At 69.6% G+C, this 10,933-nt stretch carries 9 protein-coding genes; all 9 read left to right on the top strand.

Annotated features, from left to right (window positions below; translation table 11 throughout):
• The first annotated feature begins 88 nt into the window (after positions 1-88).
• The 9 genes from ftsW to I73_RS27820 all read left to right on the top strand — a co-directional run bounded on the left by ftsW (position 89) and on the right by I73_RS27820 (position 10,900).
• The gene (ftsW, locus tag I73_RS13390) at positions 89-1,360 is read left to right on the top strand and encodes a putative lipid II flippase FtsW (RefSeq protein ID WP_022981075.1); all 1,272 of its coding nucleotides are present in this window, start codon (positions 89-91) and stop codon (positions 1,358-1,360) included.
• The gene (murG, locus tag I73_RS13385; protein ID WP_022981074.1) at positions 1,357-2,451 is read left to right on the top strand and encodes an undecaprenyldiphospho-muramoylpentapeptide beta-N-acetylglucosaminyltransferase; all 1,095 of its coding nucleotides are present in this window, start codon (positions 1,357-1,359) and stop codon (positions 2,449-2,451) included. The genes ftsW and murG overlap by 4 nt, the downstream gene beginning before the upstream one ends.
• On the top strand, positions 2,448-3,857 hold the full coding sequence (murC, locus tag I73_RS13380; protein WP_022981073.1) for a UDP-N-acetylmuramate--L-alanine ligase: 1,410 nt from the start codon (positions 2,448-2,450) through the stop codon (positions 3,855-3,857). Before murG ends, murC begins: the two co-directional genes overlap by 4 nt.
• Entirely contained in the window at positions 3,854-4,831 is a 978-nt protein-coding gene (locus I73_RS13375; RefSeq protein ID WP_022981072.1) for a D-alanine--D-alanine ligase, read from the top strand. Before murC ends, I73_RS13375 begins: the two co-directional genes overlap by 4 nt.
• Complete coding sequence (locus tag I73_RS13370) at positions 4,828-5,619, top strand: cell division protein FtsQ/DivIB (RefSeq protein WP_022981071.1); 792 nt, start codon at positions 4,828-4,830, stop codon at positions 5,617-5,619. The genes I73_RS13375 and I73_RS13370 overlap by 4 nt, the downstream gene beginning before the upstream one ends.
• 7 nt (positions 5,620-5,626) lie before the next feature.
• Positions 5,627-6,859, top strand: coding sequence for a cell division protein FtsA (gene ftsA, locus I73_RS13365; protein ID WP_022981070.1), 1,233 nt, complete (start codon positions 5,627-5,629; stop codon positions 6,857-6,859).
• Between the two features lie 99 nt (positions 6,860-6,958).
• Entirely contained in the window at positions 6,959-8,203 is a 1,245-nt protein-coding gene (gene ftsZ, locus I73_RS13360; protein ID WP_026096692.1) for a cell division protein FtsZ, read from the top strand.
• Between the two features lie 124 nt (positions 8,204-8,327).
• Positions 8,328-8,975, top strand: a complete 648-nt coding sequence (locus I73_RS13355; protein ID WP_022981068.1) for a response regulator transcription factor — start codon at positions 8,328-8,330, stop codon at positions 8,973-8,975.
• A gap of 290 nt (positions 8,976-9,265) precedes the next feature.
• Positions 9,266-10,900: a sensor histidine kinase gene (locus I73_RS27820; protein WP_022981067.1), complete on the top strand. Its 1,635-nt coding sequence runs from the start codon at positions 9,266-9,268 to the stop codon at positions 10,898-10,900.
• The last annotated feature ends 33 nt before the right edge of the window (positions 10,901-10,933 follow it).

The following is a 10,933-nucleotide window of genomic DNA, read 5'->3' as shown; positions in this document are numbered from 1 at the left end:
TGGACATGTTCCGCAATTACGCCCATCGCTCCGAGGTGTTCATCGCCGCGGTGCAGCAGTGGGCGGCCGACCAAGGGGAGTTGCTCGCATGAAGTTGGCCGCCACCCTGCCGGACTGGTCCGGGCTGCGCGAGCGGCTGGCGGGCCTGTGGGCGCGCGGCCGCGAGGGCAGCGAGCACCTGCCCATCCGCGACTGGGTGGGCGGCGCCACGGCACGGCCAACGTCGGTGTCGGGCTTCGACACCGCCTTGATCTGGGTGGTGGTCTGCCTGCTGGCCTTCAGCCTGGTGATGGTCTATTCGGCCTCGGTGGCCATGCCCGACAGCCCGAAGTTCTCGCGCTACGACACCAGCTACTTCCTGGTGCGTCAGTCGGCCTTCGTCGGGGTGGCCTTCGTCGCGGCGGTCGTCACGCTGCAGATCCCGATCGCCACCTGGGAGAAGTGGGCGCCCTGGCTGTTCGCCACCACGCTGGCCTTGCTGATCCTCACGCTGATCCCCTTCATCGGCAAGGGCGTGAACGGCGCGCGGCGCTGGATCCCGCTGGGCATCATGAACTTCCAGCCCAGCGAGCTGTGCAAGCTGGCCATGGCCATGTACGCGGCCAGCTACATGGTGCGCAAGATGGAGGTCAAGGAGAACTTCATCAAGGCGGTCTGGCCGATGGCGGTGTCGCTGGGCGTGGTGGGTGTGCTGCTGCTGGCCGAGCCCGACATGGGCGCCTTCATGGTGATCGCCGCAATCGCGCTGGGCATCCTGTTCCTGGGGGGCGTGAACGGCCGCATGTTCCTGCTCAGCGTGGCGGTGCTGGTCGGCGCCTTCGTGCTGATGATCGTGTTCAGCGAATTCCGCCGCCAGCGCATCTTTGCCTACCTGGACCCGTGGAACCCCAACTACGCCCAGGGCAAGGCCTACCAGCTGACCCACTCGCTGATCGCCTTCGGCCGCGGCGAGGTCTTCGGCCAGGGCCTGGGCAATTCGATCGAGAAGCTGCACTACCTGCCCGAGGCCCACACCGACTTCCTGATGGCGGTGATCGGCGAGGAGCTGGGCTTCGTGACCGTGGTGCTGGTGATCCTGGCCTTCTTCTGGATCACCCGCCGCGTCTTCGTGATCGGCCGCCAGGCCATCGCGCTGGACCGCGTCTTCGCCGGTCTGATGGCCCAGGGCATCGGCATCTGGTTCGGTGCGCAGAGCTTCATCAACATGGGTGTGAACCTGGGCGTGCTGCCCACCAAGGGCCTGACGCTGCCGCTGCTGTCCTATGGTGGCTCGGGCGTGCTGCTCAACATGGTGGCCCTGGCCATCGTGCTGCGGGTCGATCAGGAGAATCGACAGCTGATGCGGGGAGGCCGGGCATGAGCGCGATGGCCCGCACCCGTCACCTGGTCATCATGGCCGCCGGCACCGGCGGGCATGTGATCCCCGGCCTGGCCGTGGCCCGCGAGATGGGCACCCGCGGCTGGACCGTCAGCTGGCTGGGCACCGAGGGCGGCATGGAAAACCGGCTGGTGCCGCCCACCGGCCTGCCGATGGACCGCCTGGCCTTCAGCGGCCTGCGCGGCAAGGGCCTGGCCCACAGCGTGGGCGGCGTGTTCCGCCTGCTCAAGGCCTTCTGGGACAGCCTCTGGATATTCCGCCGCCGCCGTGCCGACGCGGTGCTGGGCATGGGCGGCTACGTCTGTTTCCCCGGCGGCTGGGTGGCCAAGCTGAGCGGCCGGCCGCTGGTGCTGGTCAATGCCGACGCCGCCTTGCTGATGAGCAACAAGGCCCTGTTGCCGGTGGCCGACAAGGTGGCCTTCGGCTTCGACGGCCCGGCCGTCGAGAAGGTGAAGCAGGCGGTGGTGACGGGCAACCCGGTGCGCGCCGAGATCGAGGCCATGCCGGCCCCGGCCCAGCGCTTTGCCGGCCGCCAGGGCCCCCTGCGGGTGCTGGTGGTGGGCGGCAGCCTGGGGGCACGGGTGCTCAACGAACAGGTGCCCGCCGCCCTGGCCCATCTGCCGGCCGAGCAGCGGCCGCAGGTGACCCACCAGACCGGCATGGCCCATCTGGAAGACGTGCGGGCCCGCTACGCCACCCTGGGCGTGCAGGCCGAGGTGCTGCCCTTCATCGACGACATGGACCGCCGCCTGGCCGAGTGCGATGTGATCGTCTGCCGGGCCGGTGCCATCACGGTGAGCGAGCTGTGCGCGGCCGGCGTGGCCAGCGTGCTGGTGCCGCTGGTGGTGAGCACCACCTCGCACCAGCGCGACAACGCGGCCTGGATGGCGGCGCGCGGCGCGGCCATCCACCTGCCGCAGAACGAACTCAACCCGCAGTCGCTGGCGGAGCTGTTGTCGCAGCTGTCCCGCGAGCGCCTGCTGGCCATGGCCGAGCAGGCCCGCCTGCTGGCCCGGCCGCAGGCCGCCGCCAAGGTGGCCGATGAAATTGAAAGGCTGGTGAAGCCGACATGAAACACGCCGTCAAGCGCATCCACTTCGTGGGCATCGGGGGGGCCGGCATGAGCGGCATCGCCGAGATCCTGCACAACCTGGGCTACCAGGTCACCGGTTCCGACCAGGCCGAGTCGGCCACCACCCGCCGCCTGTCCGGCCTGGGCATCGGCGTGACCATCGGCCACGAGGCCGCCCACCTGGGCGCGGCCCAGGCTGTGGTCATCTCGTCGGCCGTGAAGGGCGACAACCCAGAGGTCATCGCCGCCCGGGCCCACCACATCCCGGTGGTGCCGCGCGCGGTGATGCTGGCCGAGCTGATGCGCCTGAGGAAGGGCATCGCCATCGCCGGCACCCACGGCAAGACGACCACCACCTCGCTGGTCACCAGCGTGCTGGCCGAGGCGGGCGTGGACCCCACCTTCGTGATCGGCGGCAAGCTCAACTCGGCCGGTGCCAACTCGCGCCTGGGCTCGGGCGAGTTCATCGTGGTCGAGGCCGACGAGTCGGACGCCTCCTTCCTGAACCTGATGCCCATCCTGTCGGTGGTGACCAACATCGACCAGGACCACATGGACACCTACGGCCACGACTACGCGCGGCTGAAGCAGGCCTTCGTGGAGTTCATCCACCGCATGCCCTTCTACGGCGCGGCGGTGCTGTGCGGTGACGACCCGGGCGTGCAGAGCATCATCCCGATGATCTCCCGCCCGGTGGTCCAGTACGGCCTGGGCGAGGGCCTGCCGGTGCGGGCGGTCAACGTGCAGGCGCTGGCCGGTGGCCGCATGCGCTTCACCTGCCAGCGGCGCAACGGCCATGTGATGCCCGACCTGGACATCACCCTGAACCTGCCGGGCGAGCACAACGTGCGCAATGCGCTGGCGGCCATCGCGGTGGCCACCGAGCTGGAACTGCCCGACGAGCCCATCGTGGCGGCGCTGGCCAAGTTCAGCGGCGTGGGCCGGCGCTTCCAGCGCTACGGCGAGCTGGCCTGCCAGGGCGGCGGCGAGTTCACCCTGATCGACGACTACGGCCACCACCCGGTGGAGATGGCCGCGGTCATCGCGGCCGCGCGCGGGGCCTTCCCGGGCCGGCGCCTGGTGCTGGCCTTCCAGCCCCATCGCTACACCCGCACCCGCGATTGCTTTGAGGACTTCGTCAAGGTGCTGGGCCAGGCCGACGCGGTGCTGCTGACCGAGGTCTACGCGGCGGGCGAGGCGCCCATCGTCGCGGCCGATGGCCGTTCGCTGGCGCGCGCCCTGCGTGTGGCCGGCAAGGTCGATCCGCTGTTCGTCGACGACGTGAAGCAGCTGCCGGCCGAGATCGCGGGCTTTGCGCGCGAAGGCGATGTGGTGATCGTGATGGGGGCCGGCTCGATCGGGGCCGTGCCAGCCCAGGTGGTGGAACAGGTGGGGCAAGCAGCATGAGCACGGTGGACGTGAAGGCGCTGGGCAAGGTGGCGGTGTTGATGGGCGGCAGCTCGGCCGAGCGGCCGGTCTCGCTGATGTCGGGCGAGGGCGTGCTCAAGGCCCTGCGCTCGCGCGGCGTCGACGCCCACGCCTTCGACCCGGCCGAGCGGGACCTGGGCGATCTCAAGCGCGAGGGCTTCGACCGCTGCTTCATCGCCCTGCATGGCCGCCATGGCGAGGACGGCACGGTGCAGGGCGCGCTCGAACTGTTGGGCATTCCCTACACCGGCTCGGGCGTGATGGCCTCGGCCGTGGCGATGGACAAGGTCATGACCAAGCGCGTCTGGCTGGCCGAAGGCCTGCCCACGCCGCGCTGGCGCCGCCTGTCCACCGAGGAGCACAGCCGCGAAATCGTGCGCGAGGTGCCGGACGCCCTGGGCCTGCCGCTGATCGTGAAGCCGGCGCGGGAGGGTTCTTCCTTCGGTGTGACGAAGGTGCGGGGGTATTCCGGCATGCAGGAAGCGGTCACTCTCGCGGCACAATACGACCCTGACGTGCTTTGCGAAGAATTCATCGACGGTGACGAGGTGACCTGCCCCGTGCTGGGTGAGGGCGAAGCCTCCGCCGCGTTGCCGGTGATCCGCATCCAGGCCCCCGACGGCAACTACGATTTCGAGCACAAGTACTACTCCGAGGACACGCGCTACCTGGTCCCGTCCGGCCTGCCCGAGGCGGAAGAGCGCGAGATCCAGCGCCTGGTGGTGGCCGCCTACCGCGCCCTGGGCTGCCGGGGCTGGGGCCGAGCCGATCTGATGATCCGCGCCAGCGACCGCAAGCCCTTCCTGCTGGAGATGAACACCTCGCCGGGCATGACCGGCCACTCGCTGGTGCCGCAGTCGGCCCAGGCCGCCGGCATCAGCTACGAAGACCTCTGCCTGCGCCTGCTCGCGGGCGCCACCCTGGACAGCCACCCCACCGCCGCCCAGCCATGAACGCCGCTTCCCTGTCCACCCCGCTGCCACCGGATGTCCGCGTGACCCAGTTCACCACCTTGGTGGTGGCTGCGGCCGTGGCCGTCCTGCTGCTGGCCGCGGCGGCGGGCTGGGTCGCGCGCCAGCCGCTGTTCGCCTTCGGCGGCATCCGGCTGGATGGGGATGTGAGCCGCAACAGCGCGGCCAACATCCGGGCCAACATCGCTTCCAAGCTGACCGGCAATTTCTTCACGCTCGACTTGCAGTCTGCACGCCAAGTCTTTGAAAGTCTGCCCTGGGTCCGCCATGCGGTGGTGCAGCGCGTGTGGCCCAACCTGCTGGAGGTCACGCTGGAGGAGCACAAGCCCGCCGCCGTCTGGAAGGGCGACGAGGGCAATGACCGCCTGGTCAACACCTACGGCGAGGTGTTCGAGGCCAATGTGGGCGATGTGGACGACGATGACCTGCCCGAATTTTCCGGCGATGAGGCCAGCGCTCCCGAGATGCTGGCCATGTACCGCCGCCTGAACCCGGTCTTCGCCCCGCTGGGCCTGGAAGTGGCGCGGCTGTCGCTGTCCGGCCGCGGCTCCTGGGAGGCTGAGATGGACAACGGCGCCGTGGTCGAGATCGGCCGCGGCAGCGATGAGGAAGTGCTGGCCCGTTGCGCGCGTTTCGTGCGCACCGTGACCCAGGCCGCGGCCCGCTTGCCGCGGGGCTGGAGCCAGGCCGATCTGCGGCACACCGATGGCTATGCGCTGCGCCTGAAGGGCGCGGCCGGCGCGGCCGCTCACACCCCCACCACGCATTGAGGAAGGCATGGCCAAGGAATACAAGGATCTCGTCGTCGGGTTGGACATCGGCACCGCCAAGGTCATGGCGGTGGTGGCCGAGGTCGTCGCCGGTGGCGAGTTGCGCGTGGCGGGCCTGGGCGTCGCTTCGTCGCACGGCCTCAAGCGCGGCGTGGTGGTCAACATCGACGCCACCGTGCAGAGCATCCAGCAGGCCTTGAAAGAGGCCGAGATGATGGCGGCCTGCAAGATCGAGCGCGTCTACACCGGCATCACCGGCAGCCACATCCGGGGACAGAACAGCACCGGCATGGTCATCGTGCGCGACAACCGCGAGGTCACGCCCACCGACGTGGCCCGGGTGATCGAGACCGCCAAGGCGATCAACATCCCCAACGACCAGCGTCTGCTGCTGGTCGAGTCGCAGGAGTTCGTGATCGACGGCCACGAGGTCAAGGAGCCGATCGGCATGAGCGGCAGCCGGCTCGAGGTCAAGGTGCACATCGCCACCGGCGCGCAGAGCGCGGCCGAGAACATCATCAAGTGCGTGCGCCGCTGCGGTCTGGAGGTCGAGCAGCTGTGCCTGACCCCGACCGCCTCGGCCGCCGCGGTGCTGACCGACGACGAGAAGGACCTGGGCGTGGCAGTGGTGGACATCGGCGCGGGCACCACCGACGTGGCCATTTACACCGGCGGCTCCATCCGCCACACCGCGGTCATCCCCATCGCCGGCGACCTGATCACCAGCGACATCGCGATGGCCCTGCGCACGCCGACCAAGGACGCCGAAGAGATCAAGGTCGAGTACGGCGTGGCCAAGCAGCTGCTGGCCGACCCGGCCGAGCAGCTGGAGGTGCCCGGTCTGGGCGACCGCGTGCCGCGCATGCTCAGCCGCCAGGCCCTGGCCGGCGTCATCGAGCCGCGGGTGGAAGAGATTTTCTCGCTGGTGCATCAGGTGATCCGCGAGTCGGGCTACGAGGAGCTGCTGTCCTCGGGCATCGTGATCACCGGGGGCACGGCGGTCATGCCGGGCATGGTCGAGCTGGGGGAGGACATCTTCCTCAAGCCGGTCCGCAAGGGCCTGCCGACCTATTCCAGCGCATTGTTTGACATGGTGGCCAATCCGCGCTCGGCCACCGTGATGGGTCTGCTCGAAGAAGCACGGCTCGCCCACACCCGCGGCCACAAGGCCGCGCAGCAGGCGGGATCGGTCAAGACCATGTTCGGGAAGGCGCGGGACTGGTTCCTGGGTAATTTTTGAGTTTCTGAAGTGAGGGGTTCCCAGCGGCCGGCACAGGTCCGCAGCGAACCCGGATTCAACGCAAACGGCAACTGCAACGAAACGGAGAAGGAGGTCACCATGGCCATCGAGATGATCGAAGAATTCGACCAAGGCACCCAGATCAAGGTGATCGGCGTGGGCGGTGGCGGCGGCAACGCCGTCGAGCACATGATTGCCCAGGGCGTTCAGGGCGTGGAGTTCATCTGCGCCAACACCGATGCCCAGGCGCTCAACCGCAGCGCCGCGCCGCACCTGGTGCAGCTGGGCGCCACCGGTCTGGGCGCGGGCTCCAAGCCTGACGTCGGCCAGCGCGCCGCGCAGGAAGCCGAGGACCGCATCCGCGAATCCATCTCCGGCGCCCACATGCTGTTCATCACCGCCGGCATGGGCGGCGGCACCGGCACTGGCGCGGCGCCGGTGATCGCCCGCATCGCCAAGGAGATGGGCATCCTGACCGTGGGCGTGGTGACCAAGCCCTTCGAGTTCGAAGGCGGCCGCCGCAGCAAGCAGGCCGATGCCGGCGTGTCCGAGCTGGAAGCCAACGTCGACTCGCTGATCGTGGTGCTCAACGAGAAGCTGCTGGAGGTGCTGGGCGACGACGTCACCCAGGACCAGGCCTTCGCCCATGCCAACGACGTGTTGAAGAACGCCGTGGGCGGCATCAGCGACATCATCCACATGGACGCCTTCGTCAACGTCGACTTCGAAGACGTGAAGACGGTGATGAGCGAGCCGGGCAAGGCCATGATGGGCACTGCCATGGCCACCGGCCCGGACCGCGCCATCAAGGCCGCCGAGGCCGCCGTGGCCTGCCCGCTGCTGGAAGGCATCGACCTGTCCGGCGCGCGCGGTGTGCTGGTGCTGATCGCTGCCGCCCGCTCGACCTTCAAGCTGTCGGAAAGCAAGAACGCGATGAACACCATCCGCCGCTATGCCGCAGAAGATGCGCACGTGATCTTCGGCGCCGCCTACGACGACAGCCTGGGTGACCAGCTGCGCGTGACGGTGATCGCCACCGGCCTGTCGGGTGCCCGCCGCGCCGCGGCCCCGCTGACCGTGGTGCAGTCGCAGCCCCAGCAGGTGCTGCGCACTGGCACCGACAACCTGCCGATGCTCAACACCCCGATGGGCACCACCGCGGCGCCCGTCACCGCCCAGACCCTGGGCGCGGCGGCACCGGCGCAGCAGGACTACGGTGCGCTGGCCACGCCCAGCGTGTGGCGCACCGGCCGCACCCAGGCCGCGGCCAAGGTCGAGGCCCTGTCCAACAACGGCATGGACGAGATCGAGATCCCGGCCTTCCTGCGCAAGCAGGCCGACTGAGTCGACATCCGCATATTCGTTGCCGTGCATTCAGGGGGCGCCTTGGCGCCCCCTTTTTGCGTCCGCGTGGTGCTGTCACCCAGCCAGGGGACACGGGCGTTTACCAGCCGTCTACACTCGTGACATGAGACCGATCTCCGTGGTCATCATCGAGGACGACGAGCGCGTCCGCTGTGCCTTCTCCGCCATCCTGCAGACGGCGGAGGACATGCGCCTGCTGGGCATGGCGGCCGATGTGGGCGAGGGCCTGAGCCTGCTGGACGCCACGCGGCCCGATGTGTTGCTGGTGGATCTGGGCCTGCCCAGCGGCAGCGGCATCCAGCTGATCCGCCATGCCCAGGCCCACCTGCCCGACACCGATGTCATGGTGGTCACGGTCTTTGGGGACGAGCCGCATGTGATGGCCTCGCTGGAGGCCGGCGCCACCGGCTACCTGCTCAAGGACACCCATGCGGGCGACCTGATCGAGCAGATCCGTGCCCTGCGTGCGGGGGGCAGCCCCATCAGCCCGGTGATTGCCCGCCAGCTGCTGCTGCGCCTGGCCCCCCAGGGGGCGCAGCCGCTGGCCGACGAGGCCCTGCTGTCGCCGCAGGAGCGCCAGGTGTTGACCTACAGCGCCAAGGGCTTCAGCTTCGACGAGATCGCCAGCATGCTGGGGCTGTCCCGCCACACGGTGATGACCTATGTGAAGCGCAGCTACCGCAAGCTGCAGGTGCACTCCAAGACCGAGGCCATCTATGAGGCCCGCAAGCTGGGCCTCGTCCGCGACTGAGCTGCGCGCAGGTTGGGCCCGGCCGCTGCTGCTCCTGGGCGTGGCCCTGCTGATCCTCACGATGGCCGCCTGGGTGGTGGATCTGCCCCGGCGCGCGGTGTCGCCCACCGAGGTGGTCGGCCTGTACGTGCAGTCCCTGGCACCGGGTCCGCAGCAGGCGGGGGCCGCGGAGGTGCTGGCCCAGCTGCCCCCGCCCGGGGGGGCCCCCCTCTGGCAAGCGCAACGGGCTGCCCCTGAGCACCCGGGCGGAGGCCGGGCCGGCCGGCCCGACACTGGCGATCTGGTGGCATTTGCTGCCTGCCCCCACCCCATCGCCGGACGCCGCAGGCAGCCCGCGCTGCACCCTGTATGTGCCCCGGGTGTCCGGCGGGGCCGTGGTGGTCGCCAGTTGGCAGGCAGGGCAGTGGTCGCTGCGCTGGGATGGCACCGACCTCTGGCGTGAGCAGTGGAACCGCCCGGTCTGGGTGGATGTGGGGCCCTGCGACCCGGGGGCGCCGACCCGCTGGGCGGTGGGGGTGGTGCACCCCACGGACCAGGGCCACCGGATCAGCCGCGTCTATTGGGGGCCGACCGAGGCGCTGCGGCCCGCCTACGACGCACGCACCCAGCTGCAGCAGTCCGGGGCCCAGATCGGCAGCCTGGCCTTTCTGGCCCTGGGCGTCATCGCCCTGGTGTACTGGCTGGGGCGGCCACGGGAGACCTCGTTCCTGGTGTTCGCGCTGACCTCGGTGGCCTGGACGCTGCGCAACCTGCATTACTACGTGACCCTGCCGCGCGCGCAGCTCGCCCTGGACTGGTTCTGGTGGATGACCAACGCCGCCCTGGCCTGGGTGATGGCGCTGATGTACCTGTTCGCCCTGTACTTCGACCCTCAACCCTCGCCGCGCCTGACCCGGGCCCTCGTGGTCTTCGTGCTGGCCGTGTCCCTGCTGTCCATGCCTCTGGCGGGCATGCCGCTGCACAGCCTGCTCTCGGTGCACCTCATCAACGCCGTGGTGGCCAGCGCTGTGGGGGTGCTGCTGACGCTCAGGACGCTGCGCACGGGCGGCGAGGAACTGCGCCACATCACGCTGGCCTTCTGGCTCACCGAGGCCTTCGGTCTGCACGACCTGCTGCTGGTGACGGGCGCCATCGGGCCGGCGTCCATCTACCTGCTGCCCTACGCCAGCCTGGTGGTGCTGCTGGCTTTCCTTTATGCCGCGCAACGGCGCTATGTGCAGGCCACCCGACAGGCGGCCGAGGCCCAGCAGCGCCTGGAGGAGCAACTGGCCCGCCGCGAGGAGGAACTGCGCCAGAACCACGAGCGTCTGCGCACTGTGGAGCGCGAACAGGCCTTGCTGCTGGAACGGCAGCGCCTGGTGCGCGACATGCATGACGGCCTGGGCTCCAACCTGATGTCGGCCCTGGTGCTGGCCGAGCAGGGGCGCCTGTCCCGCGACGCGGTGACCGGCCTGTTGCGGGAATGCCTGGACGATCTGCGCCTGGTGATCGACTCGCTGGAGCCCATCGGCAACGACCTGGTGACCCTGCTGGCCTTGCTGCGCCACCGCCTGGCGCGGCGGCTGGAGGCGGCGGGCCTGAACCTGATCTGGGCGGTGGACGACCTGCCACCGCTGGACTGGCTCACGCCGCCAGAGGCCTTGCAGGTGCTGCGCATCGTGCAGGAGGTGCTCAACAACGTGCTGCGCCATGCCCATGCACGGCAGGTGCGCATCGCCATCAGCCGGCAGGCCGACGGGGTGCGTGTTGCCATCGAGGACGACGGCATCGGCTTCGATGCCGCGCTGGCCACGCCAGGCCGCGGGCTGCGTCACCTGCGCGAGCGCGCCGCCCGGCTCGGTGGCCGGCTGCGCATCGACAGCCGCCCCGGCCAGGGCACCCGCGTGCAACTGGATCTGGCGTTTCAGCGCGAAAGCCCGGCTTGAAGGACAATCCGCGCTGCCCCGGATCTTCGCCTG

The sequence above is a fragment of the Ideonella sp. B508-1 genome (assembly GCF_000333615.1).
In the GTDB taxonomy this organism is placed as follows: domain Bacteria; phylum Pseudomonadota; class Gammaproteobacteria; order Burkholderiales; family Burkholderiaceae_C; genus Ideonella.
Note: the sequence above shows the minus strand (reverse complement) of the source record. Positions and strands in the feature narration are given on the sequence as shown.

Excerpts from the sequence above, each read along its gene's own strand:
- murC (WP_022981073.1), top strand. The coding sequence starts at position 2,448 with ATGAAACACGCCGTCAAGCGCATCCACTTCGTGGGCATCGGGGGGGCC.
- I73_RS13355 (WP_022981068.1), top strand. The coding sequence starts at position 8,328 with ATGAGACCGATCTCCGTGGTCATCATCGAGGACGACGAGCGCGTCCGC.
- I73_RS13375 (WP_022981072.1), top strand. The coding sequence starts at position 3,854 with ATGAGCACGGTGGACGTGAAGGCGCTGGGCAAGGTGGCGGTGTTGATG.
- ftsA (WP_022981070.1), top strand. The coding sequence starts at position 5,627 with ATGGCCAAGGAATACAAGGATCTCGTCGTCGGGTTGGACATCGGCACC.
- ftsZ (WP_026096692.1), top strand. The coding sequence starts at position 6,959 with ATGGCCATCGAGATGATCGAAGAATTCGACCAAGGCACCCAGATCAAG.
- ftsW (WP_022981075.1), top strand. The coding sequence starts at position 89 with ATGAAGTTGGCCGCCACCCTGCCGGACTGGTCCGGGCTGCGCGAGCGG.
- I73_RS13370 (WP_022981071.1), top strand. The coding sequence starts at position 4,828 with ATGAACGCCGCTTCCCTGTCCACCCCGCTGCCACCGGATGTCCGCGTG.
- murG (WP_022981074.1), top strand. The coding sequence starts at position 1,357 with ATGAGCGCGATGGCCCGCACCCGTCACCTGGTCATCATGGCCGCCGGC.